13 protein-coding genes are annotated in these 16472 nt (G+C 65.6%); 2 read left to right on the top strand and 11 right to left on the bottom strand.

Going from position 1 to position 16472, the window contains the following annotated elements:
* Positions 1–79: 79 nt before the first annotated feature.
* The 7 genes from dapA to uvrB are packed head-to-tail and all read right to left on the bottom strand — an operon-like array spanning position 80 to position 7461.
* Positions 80–952 carry a 4-hydroxy-tetrahydrodipicolinate synthase gene (dapA, locus tag L6Q96_11860; GenBank protein ID MCK6555255.1) on the bottom strand — a complete coding sequence of 291 codons (873 nt, stop codon included), beginning with the start codon at positions 950–952 and terminating at the stop codon, positions 80–82.
* Positions 945–1808 (bottom strand): diaminopimelate epimerase, encoded by an 864-nt coding sequence (gene dapF / locus L6Q96_11855; GenBank protein ID MCK6555254.1) that lies wholly within the window; start codon positions 1806–1808, stop codon positions 945–947. Before dapF ends, dapA begins: the two co-directional genes overlap by 8 nt.
* Positions 1805–3061: a diaminopimelate decarboxylase gene (lysA, locus tag L6Q96_11850; protein MCK6555253.1), complete on the bottom strand. Its 1257-nt coding sequence runs from the start codon at positions 3059–3061 to the stop codon at positions 1805–1807. The genes dapF and lysA overlap by 4 nt, the downstream gene beginning before the upstream one ends.
* Entirely contained in the window at positions 3033–3527 is a 495-nt protein-coding gene (locus L6Q96_11845; protein ID MCK6555252.1) for a hypothetical protein, read from the bottom strand. Before L6Q96_11845 ends, lysA begins: the two co-directional genes overlap by 29 nt.
* Positions 3524–4864 carry an argininosuccinate lyase gene (gene argH / locus L6Q96_11840; protein ID MCK6555251.1) on the bottom strand — a complete coding sequence of 447 codons (1341 nt, stop codon included), beginning with the start codon at positions 4862–4864 and terminating at the stop codon, positions 3524–3526. The genes L6Q96_11845 and argH overlap by 4 nt, the downstream gene beginning before the upstream one ends.
* 29 nt (positions 4865–4893) lie before the next feature.
* Positions 4894–5355: a hypothetical protein gene (locus tag L6Q96_11835; protein ID MCK6555250.1), complete on the bottom strand. Its 462-nt coding sequence runs from the start codon at positions 5353–5355 to the stop codon at positions 4894–4896.
* 39 nt (positions 5356–5394) lie between these two features.
* Positions 5395–7461, bottom strand: a complete 2067-nt coding sequence (uvrB, locus tag L6Q96_11830; GenBank protein ID MCK6555249.1) for an excinuclease ABC subunit UvrB — start codon at positions 7459–7461, stop codon at positions 5395–5397.
* 533 nt (positions 7462–7994) lie between these two features.
* On the opposite strand from uvrB, the gene L6Q96_11825 reads away from it, so the two are divergent.
* Positions 7995–9581: an ATP-binding protein gene (locus L6Q96_11825; protein ID MCK6555248.1), complete on the top strand. Its 1587-nt coding sequence runs from the start codon at positions 7995–7997 to the stop codon at positions 9579–9581.
* 32 nt (positions 9582–9613) lie between these two features.
* Entirely contained in the window at positions 9614–10975 is a 1362-nt protein-coding gene (locus tag L6Q96_11820; GenBank protein ID MCK6555247.1) for a sigma-54 dependent transcriptional regulator, read from the top strand.
* Positions 10976–11026: 51 nt separating this feature from the next.
* Here L6Q96_11820 and L6Q96_11815 read toward each other — a convergent pair whose 3' ends face one another.
* The 4 genes from L6Q96_11815 to gloB form a co-directional block, all read right to left on the bottom strand.
* Complete coding sequence (locus L6Q96_11815; GenBank protein ID MCK6555246.1) at positions 11027–11395, bottom strand: metallopeptidase family protein; 369 nt, start codon at positions 11393–11395, stop codon at positions 11027–11029.
* A 149-nt stretch (positions 11396–11544) separates the two neighbouring features.
* Positions 11545–14553, bottom strand: coding sequence for a dockerin type I domain-containing protein (locus tag L6Q96_11810; GenBank protein ID MCK6555245.1), 3009 nt, complete (start codon positions 14551–14553; stop codon positions 11545–11547).
* A 72-nt stretch (positions 14554–14625) separates the two neighbouring features.
* Entirely contained in the window at positions 14626–15546 is a 921-nt protein-coding gene (locus tag L6Q96_11805) for a serine O-acetyltransferase (GenBank protein ID MCK6555244.1), read from the bottom strand.
* A gap of 39 nt (positions 15547–15585) precedes the next feature.
* Positions 15586–16359, bottom strand: a complete 774-nt coding sequence (gene gloB / locus L6Q96_11800; protein MCK6555243.1) for a hydroxyacylglutathione hydrolase — start codon at positions 16357–16359, stop codon at positions 15586–15588.
* Positions 16360–16472 lie beyond the last annotated feature (113 nt).

Genomic DNA, 16472 nt, shown 5'->3' with positions numbered 1-16472 from the left:
GAGGCGGGGCACGAACTAACGCAGGTGAACACGGCGCGGGGTCGGTCTCCGGCGTCGGTTCCCGCCGGACGGTCGTCCGCTAGATCAACCCGTACGACTGCATCACACCGCGCAGCCTGGCGCGGGCGCCATCGGTCATCGGAACCAGGGGCAGGCGCAGTTCGTCGCGGCAGTACTCCATCATCGCCAGCGCCGCCTTGACGGGAATCGGGTTGGTTTCGAGGAACAGGGCACGGATCAACGGCAGCATCTGGTAGTTCAGTCGCCGCGCGGTGTCATAGTCGCCTTCGATCGCCGCTCTGACCAGGTCGGCACTCTGCCTCGGCAGGATGTTGGCCACGACCGAGATCACGCCGGTGCCGCCGACGGCCACGATCGGCAGGGTCAGCGAGTCGTCGCCGCTGTAGACGTCGATGCGTCCGTCGGTCAGGCGGATGCACTCCTGCACTTCGTCGAGCGAGCCGGTAGATTCCTTCAGGCCCACGATGTACTCGAGCTCGGCGAGGCGCGCGATCGTCGTGGCTTCGATTTTCATGCCGGTGCGTCCGGGGATGTTGTAGACGATCAAGGGGTAGCGAGCGGCATCGGCAATGGCCTTGTAGTGCCGATAGATGCCTTCCTGCGTCGGCTTGTTGTAGTAGGGCGAGATCAGGAGCGACGCGCTCGCCCCGGCTTCCTTGGCGGCGCACGTCAGCTCGATCGCCTCGGTCGTAGAGTTGGACCCGGTACCGGCGATCACGGGTACGCGACCCCGCACTACCCGGACTACGAAGCGCACGATGTCGGCGTGCTCACGGTGGCTGAGGGTTGCCGACTCGCCGGTGCTGCCGCACGGCACGATGGCCGACGTGCCGTTGGCGAGCTGGAACTCGATCAAGCGGTCGAGCGCTTCGGTATCGACCTCGCCGTTGCGGAATGGAGTGACGATTGCCGTCATCGAGCCACTAAACATTGGGCACCTCTCGAAGCTGAATCTCGCCGCTGAACACTTCCTCGGCCGGCCCGGTCATGAGGACGTGGTTGTCGCTTTCGCGCCACTCAATTCGCAGGTCGCCGCCTGTCAGGTGGACGAGCGTCGACCGCGCGCAGCGGCCGGTCAGCACTCCTGCCACAACGACGGCGCACGCACCGGTACCGCAAGCTGCCGTCTCACCCGAGCCGCGCTCCCAGACCCGCATGCGCACCTCGTCGGCGCCGACCACATCGACGAATTCGGTGTTCACGCGCCTGGGGAAGAAGGGATGCTGTTCGAAAGCCGGACCGAGCGTGGCCAGATCGAGGCGTTCGATGCCGGTAGTGAACACGACGCAGTGTGGATTGCCCATCGATATGCAGGTGACGCGATACTCGCTGTTGGCGACCCGCAGCGGTGCATCGACGACGCGACCCTCCGCCGCCACGGGAATGTATGGTCCGTCGAGGATCGGCTCGCCCATGTCGACGGTGATTGCCTGCACGCGGTTTCCGGCGAGCTTCAGTTCGAGGGTCTTAACGTCGGCGTCGGTCTCGATGCGCAGCGGCGACCGCGGCGCGATGCCGTGGTCGTACAGGTAGCGCGCCACGCAACGAATGCCGTTGCCGCACATCTCTCCTCGACTGCCGTCGGCGTTGTACATCTCCATGCGCGCATCCGCGACGCTCGAAGGGCAGATCAGGATGACGCCGTCGGCCCCGATACCGGTGCGCCGGGGACTCACGCGCCGAGCCAGCGCCGCCGGATCGGGCACGGTTTGCGAGAAACAGTCGACGTACACGTAATCGTTGCCGATCCCGTGCATCTTGGTGAAACGCAGGGTGTCCCTCGTCATTGCAGGAACGCCGGGATGGTTTCGCCGCGTACCAGATCCTCCTCCGTCTCGCGGGCGCGGATTACGTGAATCTCGCTGCCGGCGACGAGAACCTCGGGAGGACGGGGGCGAGTGTTGTAATTCGACGACATGACAAAACCGTAGGCGCCGGCGCTCATCACGGCCAACAGATCCCCGGGCTCGATTGCCGGCAGACGGCGGTCCTTGGCGAGGAAGTCGCCGCTCTCGCACACCGGGCCGACGACGTCGGCGGTGAAGCCTTCGCCGTTGCGCAGCAGGGCCGGTTCGACGGCCTGGAAGGATCCGTACAGGGCGGGGCGGATGAGGTCGTTCATGCCGCTATCGACGACGACGAAGTTCTTCTCGTCGGTGCCCTTGAGGTAGAGCACGCGCGTCAGCAGCATGCCGGCGTTACCGGCGATGACGCGACCGGGCTCCAGGATGAGCGTTACGTCGAGGCCGCGCAGACCCTCGACGATCGCCGTGGCGTACTCGCGCGGCTGGGGTGGATGTTCGTCATTGTAGGTGATGCCCAGACCACCCCCCATGTCGATGAAGCGGATGTCGAAGTCCTCGCCGCGCAGCCGCTCGGCCAGTTCGCGGATGCGTTGCAGAGCGTCGACGAACGGCGGGACCGTGGTCAACTGCGACCCGATGTGGCAGTCGATGCCGACGACCTCGACGTAAGGGAGGGAGCGCGCGCGACGGTAGTCTTCGAGCGAGCGCTGAATGTGGATGCCGAACTTGCTCTTTTTGAGGCCCGTCGAGATATACGGGTGCGTCTGTGGATCGACATCCGGGTTGACGCGCAGCGCAACCCTTGCCTGACGCTTCATGGCGGCAGCCACGTCGCTAATCGCGTCCAATTCCCCGGGCGATTCGACGTTGAACATCAGAATGCCGGCGGCGAGAGCGGCCCGGATCTCATCGCGCGATTTGCCGACGCCCGAGAAGACGATCTTGGCCGGATCGGCTCCCGCGCGCAGGGCGCGGAAGAGCTCGCCGCCCGAGACAATGTCGAAACCGCCGCCTTCGTTGACGAAGGTACGCAGTACCGCGAGGTTCGAATTCGCTTTGACCGAGAAGCAGACGACATGATCGATCGCCTCGAAGGCCTCGTCGAAGACGCGGAAGTGCCGCCGCAGCGTGGCCAGGCTGTAGACGTAGCAGGGCGTGCCGAGGTGCGCCGCGATCTCCCGCACGGGTACGTCTTCGGCGTACAGCTCACCGTTGCGGCGGTGGAAGTGATGCATCCGGACCTTGCCCTCCCGCATGCCGGGTGATTGCCACCAGGTTGGACGGGCCGCTAACGTAACCGTCGTCCGTATAAGACACAACCCGATAGCGGTAGGAGATCCCCACGATCGTGGTGGTGTCGAGATAGACGAAACGTTTGATCTTGCGGAAGCGCTCGCGGTCGGTGACGGGGAGTTCGGCCAGTCGTCCGGGCGGCGCGTCGGCGCCGACCTCGGTCCAGCGGTCGACCGCGAATCCGGCGAGTTCCTGCAAACGCTTGCCGTCTGCGAACGTTGTCGGCCGTGACCAGGCGAGTTCGATACCGGTTGGAGTCTGGGTCGCCGTGAGGTCGGTAATCGAGGCCGGCACGACATCTTGCGGGGGCCGCGGCGCGCCCTTCCGGCCGCAGGCCGCGACGGCGCCCAGGATCGCGATCGGCAACAGGCCCCATCCGGCTCGCCGGCGCTTTGCGAGTGGGCTCACTTCGCCAGCCTCCGCAGTTGCTTCCTGACGTTCTCCGGCGCCGTGCCGCCCGGTGCCCGGCGGCGTGCCACGGCAGCCTCCGCGGAGAGCCAGGCCCGTACGTCGGGGGCAAAGCGCGGGGAAAAGCCCTGCAACTCCTTGACATCGAGGTCCTGCAGTTGCCTGCCGGTGGTCAGGCAATGACGGACGATTTCGCCGACGATGCCGTGAGCCTCGCGGAACGGTACTCCCCTGGTGCTCAGGTAGTCCGCCAACTCGGTGGCCAGCGTGAAGCCGCGCGTTGCCGCGGCTTGCAGGCGCTCGCGGTTGAAGCGCAGCTTCGGCACCATCGCGGCGAGCACCGCGAGACAGGCGGACACCGTATCGACGGTGTCGAACACCGGCTGCTTGTCCTCCTGGAGGTCGCGGTTGTATGTCAGCGGCAAGCCTTTGAGCGTGGTCAGAAGAGCCACCAGGTTACCGTTGAGGCGGCCGCTCTTGCCGCGGACCAGCTCGGCTACGTCGGGGTTTTTCTTCTGCGGCATTATCGAGCTGCCGGTGGCGAAGGCGTCCGGCAGCTCGACGAACCCGAACTCCTGCGAACACCAGAGGATCAGGTCCTCCGCGAAGCGGCTCAGGTGGACGCCGAGGATGGCGGCGGCGGCGAGAAACTCGAGGGCGAAGTCGCGGTCGCTGACCGCGTCCATGCTGTTAGTGCTGAGGCGCGCGAAGCCGAGTTCGCGCGCCACGAACTCGCGGTCGATCGGAAAGGTGGTGCCGGCAAGGGCCCCCGAACCGAGCGGCAGCTCGTTGAGTCGGTTGCCGCAGTCCCGGAACCGCTCGCGGTCGCGTTCCAGCATCGTGGCATAGGCGAGGAGATGGTGCGCCAGCAGAACCGGTTGTGCCGGCTGCAGGTGCGTGTACCCGGGCATGACCAGAGCCGCATGGCGAGTGGCGAGGGCGGCAAAGGCGCGCCGCAGGGCGACGAGCCGCTGGTCGATTTCGCTCAGGGCGGCGCGCATGAACAAACGCAGATCGAGGGCAACCTGGTCATTGCGGCTGCGCGCCGTGTGGAGCTTGCCACCGACGGGCCCGACCTTCTCGATCAGGCGGCGCTCGATGGCCATATGAATGTCCTCGTCCGCCGGATCGGTTGGGAAGGAGCCACCGTCGAGTTCACGCAAGATCTCTTGCAGGGCGGCGACAATGCGCCTGGCCTCGCGTGGCGGAATGATGCGCTGGCGGGCGAGCATCCGGCAATGGGCGACGCTGCCGGCGATGTCGTACGGGTACAGCCGGCAGTCGATCGGATATGATGTAGTAAAGGCCTCGACGCGACGGTCCGTGGGCTCGGTCATGCGACCCGCCCAGGCCTTGCGTGGCGGCTTCAGAATTCCCACTTGCCGCTCTTGTATCGGAAGATCTCCGTGACTTCGACGGCCTCGATCGGCTTCGGCGCACTGCCCCGGGCTTCCGTGGGGGTGTTGCCGCTCTTTTCGTAGCGGGTTTCGACGTACACGATCTTGCCGATGGGGACCGCGCCGGTGCCCGACTTCAGCAGGCAGGTGTGTTCCTGACTGTAGCCGGTGTACGCTCCGACCACGCCGACGGCCTGCTTGTCCCATTTAATGTTGGCGACGTTGTCGCGTTCGCGGGCGGCGAGTTTACCCATCCATTCCTTGCAGAAGGTCTCGAACTTGGCCGTCACGTCGGCAGCGACGCCGGGTTCGGCCAGCACCTTTGACGCACCTGCCGGGGCGACGCCGGGGTCCGCCCGGCCCGGAACGGGCATTGCCACGGTCGACAGCAACGTCAGTGCCAGCGTGCCGTTAATTCGTCGGAACTTCATGCCCCACCTCTCAGCGTGCGGTTCTGTTGTCTGCGCTTTCTACGGCCCGCCTTCGGAAGCGTCAAGGGAAGCGGCGGGGGCCGTGCCGCGGGCCGCCAGTTCGTGCTGGCGAAGACGATGGATCTCGTCGCGCAGCTCGGCGGCGCGCTCGAAATCGAGTTCGGCCGCTGCGGCGCGCATCTCTTTCTGCAGGGCCGCGACCCGGCCGGGGATCTCGGCCAGGGGTACGTACTCGTCTTCGGCTTCGGCGATCGTGGCTAGGTCCACGTAGTCGGCCTCGGCCGTTTCGGTCCAGGAACCGGCGATCGCCTTCCGTATGGTCTGCGGCGTGATCCCGTGCTCGGCGTTGTAGGCCGCCTGGACCGCGCGCCGGCGGTCGGTTTCGTCGATGGCGCGGCGCATCGATTCGGTGATCTTGTCAGCATACATGATCACCGTCCCGTTGACGTTGCGCGCGGCCCGGCCGATGGTCTGGATCAGAGAGCGCGTCGAGCGCAGGTAGCCTTCCTTGTCGGCGTCGAGGATGGCGACCAGGGAAACCTCGGGCAGGTCCAGTCCCTCGCGGAGCAGGTTGATGCCGACGAGGACGTCGAACACGCCGCGCCGCAGGTCGCGGATGAGTTCGACTCGTTCGAGCGTTTCGACGTCGGCGTGCAGGTAGCGAACACGCAGGCCGAGTTCGCGATAGTAGTCGGTGAGGTCTTCGGCCATCTTTTTCGTCAGCGTGGTGACCAGCACGCGCTCGTTGCGGGCGACGCGCACGCGGATCTCTTCCAGCAGGTTGTCGACCTGATCGCGCGCCGAGCGCACCGCTATTTCGGGGTCCATCAGCCCGGTGGGTCGGATGAGCTGCTCGACAACGACGCCCGCGGTGCGCCGCAGCTCGTAGTCGCCCGGGGTCGCGGAGACGTAGATCACCTCGCGAGTCAGGGCCTCGAATTCCTCGAAATTGAGGGGGCGGTTGTCGAGCGCCGAGGGCAGGCGGAAGCCGTATTCCACCAGCGTCTCCTTGCGCGCGCGATCGCCGCGATACATGCCGCCGATCTGCGGGACGGTCACATGGCTCTCGTCGAGGAACAGGAGCCAGTCGTCAGGGAAGTAGTTCAACAAGGTGGGTGGCGCGTCGCCGGCGGCGCGGCCGGTCAGGTGACGCGAGTAGTTCTCGATGCCGGGGCAAAAGCCCATCTCGTTGAGCAGCTCGAGATCGTACATGGTTCGCTGTTCCAGGCGCTGGGCCTCGAGCAGCTTGTCCGCCGCCTTCAAGGCGCGCAGGCGGTCGGCCAGTTCGCGCCGAATGGCGCCCACGGCACGTTCCAGGTGGTCGCGGCTGGTTACGTAGTGGCTGGCGGGGTAGATGGCGACCCGATCGAGACGGCGGAGCACCTGGCCACGCAGCGGGTCAACCTCCGCGATGGCATCGATGGTGTCGCCGAAGAGCTCCAGTCGTATGGCGCGGGCCTCCTCGTAGGCGGGAAATACCTCGACGACGTCGCCGCGGACGCGGAAGGTGCCGCGGTGGAAGTCGAAGTCGTTGCGCTCGTACTGCATGTCGACCAGCTTGCGCAGGATGCAATCGCGGTCGAGCCGGCTGTCGCGCTCCACGAACAACAGCATGTCGAAGTACGCTTCCGGCGATCCGAGGCCGTAGATGCACGAGACGCTGGCGACGATCAGGACGTCGGTGCGTTCGAGCAGGGCCTTGGTGGCCGAATGGCGCATCTTGTCGATCTCGTCGTTTATCGACGCGTCCTTCTCGATGTAAGTGTCGGTGCTCGGGACGTACGCCTCGGGCTGGTAATAGTCGTAGTAGCTGACGAAGTAACGGACGGCGTTGTCGGGGAACAGCGCCTTGAGTTCGTTATAGAGTTGCGCGGCAAGGGTCTTGTTCGGAGCCATGATCAGGGCCGGCTTGCCGAGGCGAGCGATCACGTTGGCCATCGTGAAGGTCTTGCCCGAGCCCGTTACGCCGAGGAGGACCTGCTGGCGGGTGCCGCGGCCGATGCCGGCAACCAGCTCGTCGATGGCCTTTTGCTGGTCGCCGCAGGGCGCGAAGTCTGCGACCAGACGGAACGGCGCGCTCTCGCGCGGTCGCAGGTTCGAGGGCATCGACATTGCTGTATAGCACATGCGGAGCCGCCGTCAGGGTGCGCGGCAGAGGTCGGCCCGTGGCGGCGCGGCAAGGGTCTGACGACGGCTCGGCGGGAGCCTCGCCCTCCCCAGCCGATTTCTGCGCGCCCCGCGCAGAAATTCGGCGGCAGTAAATCGGGGTGAGCGGGGGAAACCCAATGAAATCAATTCCGCCACCGTTCGGGCTGAGCTTGTCGAAGCCGGGTTTGCGCGACCGCTGCGCCGCGCGCCCTCGGCGCGAGCACCAGCGTTCAGGCTGAGCTTGTCGAAGCCGTGTTTGGCCGTTTATCGTCAGACTCGCAAGCTGGAATCCAGGTGGGTGGGGGTTTTCTGGAATCCCGCTCCCGGCTTTCGCCGGGACAAGCTTTGCGGGGGGGACGGCCTACACGCATGTGGACCGCTGCCAGCGCCGGATCGTGGAACGTCGAGTGGCTGGTGTGTCGGCGGCGGCCTTGGTACAAGCAAGGTATATCAGCGAATTTGCGGACGGTTCGCCGGAGGACCTCGAGGAGATGGACCCCGTATACGATTCTTCGCTGGACGTGCACCTCAAGCGCATAGAGGGGTACATGCGCGGCTGTGGTCTGCTCACCGTGCCGCGGCGGCCGGGAGCGTTGCGAGCCGCGCTGGCGGAATTCCTGGCTGCGCGTGTCGATCGGGCCGTTGACGACTGGGTGGGACTGATCGGCCCGGCGCTCGGCATACCGCCGTCGGACTGGGCGGATTTGCGCGGGGCCATGCGCGAGGCCATGGTGCGCTGGGTGCGCCATATCGCGAACCCGGACGATGTGGAGACTTACGTGTATTTGCGCAGCCATGCACACCGGGCCTTCATATCGCAGTTCCCGCCGTCGCGGTTTCTCAGCGGCCAGATGAAGATGCGGCAGATCCTCGTCGAGTATCTCCAGGCCGAGTATCGCGAACAGCCGGAGATTCTCCACGCGCTACACGCGCTCTTCCAGCAGGAGTTCGAGGAGCGCATGCTGCACATCTCCGACTTCTTCGTGGAAGCGCGCGAGCGCGAGTTGCGCGAGCAGGAGGCCAGCTACCGGAAGTCGATCGATAACGCTCCGGCGGCGATCTTCAGGGTCGATAACGAAACCGGAGTGGTCCTGGACGCCAATCTCGTGGCCGAGCGCATTCTGAAGACCGGACGACAGCACCTGATCGGCGTCGAGATGACCGAACTCCTACCGTCCGGCCAGCGCGAGCGGGCCGTGCGGCTTCTGGCCGAAGCCCGTTCCCGGGGCCACGCCAGCCGCGAGGACCTGCTGCTGCGGGGGGCGGACGGCGAACTGGTGCCGGTGTTCTTCAACGTCGGTCTCATCGAATACGGCCACAACCATTTCTTCCAGGTGATCTGCGTCGATGTTTCGGACCGGCGCCGCCTGGAGACGCAGCTCATTCAGTCGGAGAAGATGGCCGCCATCGGTCAGCTCGCCGCCGGCATCGCGCATGAGATCCGCAATCCGCTCGGTATCATCACCAACGCGCTCTACGACCTCGGGGAAATCGTCGACGGCGGCAACCCCGACGTGAAGGAAGACCTGCGCATCGCTACCGAGGAGATGGATCGGGTTCAGGAGATCATCAACAACCTCCTGGAGTTTTCGCGCGAGTCGCGCGCCGAGCTCGAGGAGGTCGACGTCAACGACCTGCTACGGCGCACGTTGCAGTTGATGAACAAGAGCCTGCAAAACAGCGACGTTCGGGTGATCACCGACTTCGCGCCGCTGCGTACGTGCCGCGCCAACCAGAACGCTTTGCGGCAGATCTTCCTGAACCTGATCACCAATGCGGTGCAGGCCATGCCGAACGGCGGCGAGCTGCGCCTGCGCACCGCACCGCTGGTCGGCGGATGGGTGCAGCTCGAGTTCTCCGACACCGGTGTCGGCATTCCCGTCGAGCACCTGCGCGACATCTTCAATCCGTTCTTTACGACCAAGGCCCCCGGCCAGGGGACGGGTCTCGGCCTTTCGGTCGTGCACTCCGTGGTCAAGCGCTACAACGGCGACATTCAGGTGCGCAGTCAGGTAAACCGCGGCAGCACCTTCACCATCGAGTTCCCGTGCAACTGCGCGGAGCCGTCTTTTAGGTGAGTCCCGGTGGCGGAGTAGGGCAGGGGAGCACGATGAGCCCGCCGTTGCGGACGTTGCTCGTCGAGGACGAGGCCAACATGGTGCGCACGTTGGCCAAGATCCTGTCGCGCAAGGGGCATCAGGTGGACGCGGCGTCCACGGGCGAGGAAGCGTTGCGGCTGCTCGAAGTCCAGACTTACGACCTCGTCGTCACCGATCTCAACATGCCGGTTATGGACGGAATGCAGCTCCTGCGGGAGATGCATGCCCGCGGCATCGAGGCGGCCACGATCGTGCTCACCGGGCACGGGACGATCCAATCGGCGGTCGAGGCGATGAAGCTCGGGGCAGGCGACTACCTGATCAAGCCGTGCAACCCGGACGAGTTGCTGCTGGTCGCCGGGCGGCTTCTCGAGCTGCGGCGCCTGCGGGCGGAAGTGAGCACGCTGCAGCGACAGCTCATCACGATCGGCCGGTTCGGGGAGATCATCGGTAATAGTTCTAGCATGCGACAGATTTACGGTGTCATCGATGCCGTAGCGCAGAACAAGAGCAACGTGTTGATCACGGGCGAGCACGGCACCGGCAAAGAGCTGGTGGCGCGCACGATTCACAACAACGGTCCGCTTGCGGAGCGCCCGTTTCTCGCCATCAATTGCGGGGCCCTGTCGGAGACGCTGCTCGAGAGTCAACTGTTCGGACACCGCAGGGGAGCCTTCACCGGCGCCGTCGATGACCACGCCGGGGTCTTCCAGGCGGCTCAGGGTGGGACGCTCTTTCTCGACGAGATCTCGGAGATCCCGTTGCCGCTGCAGGTCAAGTTCCTGCGGGCCATTCAGGAGAAGGAGGTGACGCCCCTGGGGTCGACAAGACCGGTCCAGGTCGATGTTCGTATCGTCGCGGCGACTAACCGCAATGTCGAGGAGGCGGTTCGGGAGGGGCGATTCCGCAGCGACCTTTTTTACCGACTGAACGTCGTGCCGATTCACCTTCCGCCTTTGCGCCAGCGACGCGAAGACATCCCGCTGCTGGTAGAGCACTTCATTGCGGAGTTCAGCCGCGTTTATGGAGTCGGCGCCAAACACGTCACCGCTCCGGCCATGGCCAGGCTGGTCGACTACTACTGGCCCGGGAACATCCGGGAGCTGCAGAACGCCATCGAACGTGCCTTTGCGCTGTCTGCCGAGCCCGAGATCACGCTCGCGGATCTCCCCCCCGCGATCGTGCGTGGGGGGGAGGCCGCGACATCCGGGGAGACGATTCGTGAGCCGGTACCGCTCGAGCAGTTGGAACGGGACAATATCGTTGCTGCCCTGGAACGGAGCGGTGGCAACAAGAACGAGGCGGCGCGCCTGCTCCGCATCGACCGCCAGCGGTTGTATCGCAAGATGGAGAAGTACGGGCTGACGACCTGAGGCAGTTGTGGTTCGTGGTGTGCCGTGAGCTGCGAGCTGGCCGACGTCCCGTCAATACCCCAGGCGCTCGATCTCGTCGTCGTCCATGCCGAAGTAGTGCCCGATTTCGTGAATCAACGTCGTCCGGATCTCGCGGCGGAGCTGGTCAGGGGTCAGGCATGCTGTCCGCAACGGGCGGTAGTAGATACTGATCTTGTCGGGGAGTGCACCGCTGTACGAAATGCCGCGCTCGGGTAGGGGGATCCCCTGGTAGAGCCCAAACAGGGTGTCGACGTGCGGGTCGAGGCCGACCGAGCGCAAGACCTCCGCGTCAGGCTCGTCCTCGATAACGATGGCAACATTATCGAGTTCGCGCGCGAATTCCTCAGGTAGCGCGTCGATCGCCTCCTGCACCAGAGCTTCGAACCGGGCGCGATCCATGGCCTCAGTGTAGCCGAGAGTGGGGGGGAGGCCTCAAGTTCCGGGTCGAGAGGTCAGGGTCCGGCGCGTGGTTACACCCGCGGGTTCCGGGGACGGCGATTTCGGCTCCGGGGGTTCCGGCTCCGGGAATCCGGCGGCCCGTGATTACGTCAGCGCCCAGGGCGGCCTTCGTCGAGGCGAGTGCCGAGCAGGCGCACGCGTCGGCGCGCGGCGTAGGGGTCGCGTCCCTCGAATCGCAACGCGAGCATCGGCCGGCCGCCGCTCAATACCGGTTCCGCGCTGGCGATGGCTATACGGATGACTCCGGCTTCCTGCGAGTTGACGGCAAGCAGTGCATGGCGGGCGCTGCCCGTGGCGTGTACGCCGAGGACGCGCAATGCCGTCGAATCGTAGCTCAGGGTCAGATCGAGGCCCTTGAAGCTGAGTCCGTGGCGTAGCACGACGGGCACCCGCAGCTCCCGTCCTCGGCCCTGCTGTGGCGAGCCGACGCTGACCGAATCCGCTGCAACTTCACCGGCACCGCCGCTGCTGGCGCCCGCAGGGGGCTGCCAGTTCATCGTGCAGTCGCCGAACAGTGCCGCGACGAAATCCTGCCCACCGGCGCTTGTGGCGAGCGGATCGAAAACGATACGGCTGCGCTGGCAGGTTCCGGGCGAGATGATCGCAGCGCTCACCGACTGATTCGCTTCGGGCGCCGGATTCGGGAAGAAAACCCAGTCCGAGGCGCAGTTGTTGGCAACATCGAAGCGCGAGATCAGGCCCACTACGTACTGGAGGATGCGCGATGCGTCCAGGGCGCTGACCGAGCCGTTGCCGGTGACGTCGCAGGCTACGGTCTGTTCGGTCGTGAATGTGCGAGAACCGACGACTCGTTGCAGCACGTACGACGCGTCCAGCGCACTGATGCCGTTGCGCTGATCGCCGAGCTTGTGGGGCTCCATCTGAACGGTGCCGGGCGGTACGGACGTAAAACCGAAGGCGCCGGTCGAGTTGGTGTCGGTTGCCCCGGAGAGGGTGCCGGTAATGCTGACGGACGCACCCGGGACGGGGCGACTGCTGGCGTTGTAACGGACGACGCCGTCGAGCGAAAAGGTTCCCGGCGCCGGTGTCGGGGTAGACGAAGGGGCGGGCGTCGGCGTGGGCGTCGAGGTGGGCGTGGGAGGCTGAGGTTCGGTTGCTGTCGGCGTTGCCGTTAGGGTCGCGGTCAACGTCGGTGGGGCCGTCGGGGTCCCCGTCGGAACCGGCGTGTCGGTTGCCGTGATGGTCGGGGACGGCGAAGGGGGTGGTGTGGGGGTAAGCGAGGGGGTTTGCGTCCGTGTCGGTGTCGGGGTGGACGTCGGTGTCACGGTGGGAGTGGCAGTGTTACAGCCAAGCTGCCGGATGTGATGGCATCCGAGTAGCAGATCGCACGAGTCGACCGTGCAATGATCCGAGTCGTCACAGTTCTCGTAACTGCAGTACCTTGAGCAGCCGTCGCAGCTAACCGGGTCGTTGTCGCACGTCTCAGGGTATTCGACGACCCCGTTTCCACAGGTCGGGCAGGGGTCGAGGCACAGTAACGGAGTACCCGGCGCCGTGCATGTGGCACGCGCGACGAGATCTGGCGCCGGGTTGACCTTGCCAGGGGCGATGATCGGCGATTTCCGGCTCGGGAACTCGAACTCGATCTTGCCGTCCAGGTTGGGGCTGTTGGCTGCCGTTGCCTGCAGGGAGCCGGCGACATCAATCTGCTCGTTAGCGCTCAGGTAGATGCCACCGTCGCCGTCAGCCGCGCGGGCGTCGATACTGCCGGTACTCTGAACGACGATATCGCAACCTTCGACATAGGCCGCGCCCGCGGTGCCGCAGCCGTTCTCGGTCGAACAAGCGCCGCCGCCTACGGTTACGAGTCCACCGATAATCGCCGGCCCGAGACCTGTATCCGCTGCGGCCAGCGTCACCCAGCCGCCGGCGCTGCCGGTATTTCGGCCGCTGGCGTCGATGGTCGCAGTCGTGGTGATGCCGCCTGTCGCGTAGATGTCTATGGTGCCGCCACCGAGGCCGCCGGATGCGTCGATGAGTCCACCGACGGTGAGCGACAGGTCTGCTTCCACGTATATCTCGCCGCCATCCCCCAGGTTGCCGTCGCTGCGCGCGGACACTCTGCCGGTGCTCGTTACGATTACCGAGCCTGCCGCGTCGAGTGCGACTTCGCCGCCGTCGGCGCCCGAGTCGGTCGGTTCCGGTAGGCCAGCTTCGGCGAGGAGGTGAGCGTTGATCGTTATGTCGCCGCGATCTGCCGTCAGGGCGACGGCTCCCCCCGCGCCGCCGTTGGAGCCGGCTGCGCGGATAACGCCATCGACCCTGAGGTACGTGCCGGCAACGGCATCGACGGTCCCGCCGGCACCCTCTTCCATGTTGATGCCGGAGCCCCAGCCGGTGCCCTTCGCCTCGACGTCGCCGATGATCGCATGCGCATCGGCGACGATGTCGAGTCCGCCACCATCGTAGCCGGTGAGATCTATGGGCCCGCCGAGGTCGGCCTTTCCGCCGGCGGTGATGTACACTGACCCGCCGCTGCCCCCGCCGCTGCCGGCCACCGACAACCTGCTCGCGGCGGTACTGACGATGTCTCCCCCGGCGGTGATATCGATCAAGCCGCCCTCGGCGGCCGTCAGGCTTTCGGCGATGACGCGGCCGTTGATGGTGACGTTGCCATCGGCGTTGATCGTGACGCTACCGCTCGTTTGCGTTCCGGAAACGTCTATCCGGCCTGCACTCGATGCCCTTTGCACGGCGACGGAGCCAGTTGCCGTAATGGTCAGGGTTCCGCCGGTATCGCCTGGCGATGTCGTTCCGGTCCCCCTGCCCTCGACCGAACCGCCTGCGGCGACCGTGAACTCACCGGCCTTGATGCTGACGGTTCCCGACTTGATATCCAGGGTGGCGAGGTTGGCAACCGTGACATTCCGGTTGCCGAAGTCGAGGACGCAGCCGGTAGGAATGTCGAAGCTCTTCTTGATGGTGCAGCTTCCCGGACCCGGCGGGCAGTTGGCCGCGTCCTGCGCGACGATGTCTGCTGCCGTACACGCAGTCAGGGCGCCGGCACGGACCGGGACTCCGGCGGCGAGGGCAGCTACGGCGATCGAGGCGAAAGCGGTTCTGGCGCGGGAAAGCATACGGCGATTCGAGGGTCTCGGACCTTACACAAGTATGCAAGCGCCGGGCGTTTGTCACGCAATTATTGCGCTTCAGCGCGCACCCTGGCTGCGGATGCGGGCGTTGGAATCGAAGGTGACTTTGCTGTGCGGCGGCACGGAACCGACCAGCCAGACGTTGCCGCCGATTACGGACCCGGCACCGATGACCGTGTCGCCACCCAGAATCGTGGCCCCCGAGTAGATGGTGACGTCGTCCTCAATCGTCGGATGACGCTTCCGATGGCGAATGAGCGCGCCGTCGGCGTCGCGCTGGAAGCTCAGAGCCCCGAGGGTAACGCCCTGATAGAGCTTGACGTTGTTGCCAATGACCGAGGTTTCGCCGATGACGACGCCGGTACCGTGATCGATGAAGAAACTGTGGCCGATGGTGGCGCCGGGATGGATGTCGATGCCCGTGCGGCTATGCGCGTTCTCGGTCATGATCCGCGGAATCATCGGGACGTGTTCCTTGCCGAGCTCGTGGGCGATCCGGTAGGTCGTGATTGCCTCGATGGCCGGGTAGCTGAAGATCACCTCCTCGACGCTCTTGGCGGCCGGATCGCCGTCGTAAGCCGCCCGCACGTCACGGTCGAGCAGGTCGCGCAACGCCGGCAGACGGTCGAACAGGCGCAGGACAACACCTTCGCTCCAGTCGGGCTCCCGGACCACTTCTGCCCGTCCGGTCATCGCCTCGAAGCGCACGGCACGTCCGATCTGCTCGGTGAGGATCTCGTGCGCCGGGTAGAGATGCTCGCTCAGGGCATAGCGCAGATTGCCGCGTGCCAGCGGGCGCGTCGCGTAGAAGCCGAGGTAGATCGCCGGCTTCAGGTGGTCGAGCGCTTCAATGACGGCGCGACGGTTCGGTAACGCCGCACTTTGCAGGCTGTCGATCTCGTGCTGGCCGTTGTAGCTCGCCGCCACTCTGTCGATGGCGGCTTCGAGTTCGTCGAAGTGACGGAGGCCCTTGGTCATGATTCCCTCGCGGATGGAGTGGCCGACCGGGAGACGGCTCTAGAACGCGTCCTTGAGGGCGCGGGTCTGTGCGAAAACCGTGACGTCGTCGAGGGCGAGGCCGGGGAAACGGTCGGCGATGTGCTGCCGCAGCTCGGGGCTCGTCCAGCGAAGAAACGGGTTGGTGGCTTTCTCCGCTCCGATGGTCGTCGGTGTCGTCGGGTGGTGCAGGGCTTGCTGCTCGCACGCCCAGGCATGCCTGGCGCGCAGGGCCTCGTTGCCGGGCTCGAGGGTCAGCGCAAAGCGCAGGTTCTTCTCCGTGTATTCGTGACCGAAGTACACGGCGGTATCGTCGGGCAGGGCCATGAGTTTGGAAAGGGAACGGATCATCATGGCTGGTTCGCCCTCGAACAGGCGCCCGCAACCGCCGGCGAACAGGGTGTCGCCGGTGAACACTGCCGCCTCGGCCGGGAAGTAGTAGGCGACGTGGCTGCTGGTGTGAGCGGGGATGTACAGGACCTGCGCGGCCAGGTTACCCACTCCTATGGTCTCGCCGTCGCCAACTTCTCGGGTGCACCCCGGGATCCGGTGTCCGTCGCCCTTGAACCCGTACACCTCGACACGGAATTGCCGCAGCAGGTCTTCGTGGCCGCCGACGTGATCGTAGTGGTGGTGGGTCGGCAGGATGGCAACGAGATCGACCTTGTGGGTACGGAGCGCCGCCGCCACGGATTGTGCCTCGGCGCAGTCGACCACCGCGGCGGCCCGGGTGGCCGGATCGACTACGAGATAAGCGTAGTTGTCGGCAAGTTGCGGGATGACGATCACTTCCATGTCCGTCGTGGCACCTCCCGATGCAGGCAGGTAGCGGATGCCGTTTCTTCTATACCTACACCGGAGTTGACGCCAGCAGCTTCCCTTTTTCCCGGCCTTTCGATATCCGGCCC

It is taken from the genome of Candidatus Binatia bacterium (assembly GCA_023150935.1).
Lineage (GTDB): Bacteria > Desulfobacterota > Binatia > HRBIN30 > HRBIN30 > JAKLJW01.
This window is presented reverse-complemented; position numbering and strand designations above follow the sequence as displayed.

Bases quoted from the DNA above. Each gene is read 5' to 3' on its own strand.
- dapA (MCK6555255.1), bottom strand. From the start codon at position 952: ATGTTTAGTGGCTCGATGACGGCAATCGTCACTCCATTCCGCAACGGC.
- dapF (MCK6555254.1), bottom strand. From the start codon at position 1,808: ATGACGAGGGACACCCTGCGTTTCACCAAGATGCACGGGATCGGCAAC.
- lysA (MCK6555253.1), bottom strand. From the start codon at position 3,061: ATGCATCACTTCCACCGCCGCAACGGTGAGCTGTACGCCGAAGACGTA.
- argH (MCK6555251.1), bottom strand. From the start codon at position 4,864: ATGACCGAGCCCACGGACCGTCGCGTCGAGGCCTTTACTACATCATAT.
- L6Q96_11835 (MCK6555250.1), bottom strand. From the start codon at position 5,355: ATGAAGTTCCGACGAATTAACGGCACGCTGGCACTGACGTTGCTGTCG.
- uvrB (MCK6555249.1), bottom strand. From the start codon at position 7,461: ATGCCCTCGAACCTGCGACCGCGCGAGAGCGCGCCGTTCCGTCTGGTC.
- L6Q96_11825 (MCK6555248.1), top strand. From the start codon at position 7,995: ATGGACCCCGTATACGATTCTTCGCTGGACGTGCACCTCAAGCGCATA.
- L6Q96_11820 (MCK6555247.1), top strand. From the start codon at position 9,614: ATGAGCCCGCCGTTGCGGACGTTGCTCGTCGAGGACGAGGCCAACATG.
- L6Q96_11815 (MCK6555246.1), bottom strand. From the start codon at position 11,395: ATGGATCGCGCCCGGTTCGAAGCTCTGGTGCAGGAGGCGATCGACGCG.
- L6Q96_11810 (MCK6555245.1), bottom strand. From the start codon at position 14,553: ATGCTTTCCCGCGCCAGAACCGCTTTCGCCTCGATCGCCGTAGCTGCC.
- L6Q96_11805 (MCK6555244.1), bottom strand. From the start codon at position 15,546: ATGACCAAGGGCCTCCGTCACTTCGACGAACTCGAAGCCGCCATCGAC.
- gloB (MCK6555243.1), bottom strand. From the start codon at position 16,359: ATGGAAGTGATCGTCATCCCGCAACTTGCCGACAACTACGCTTATCTC.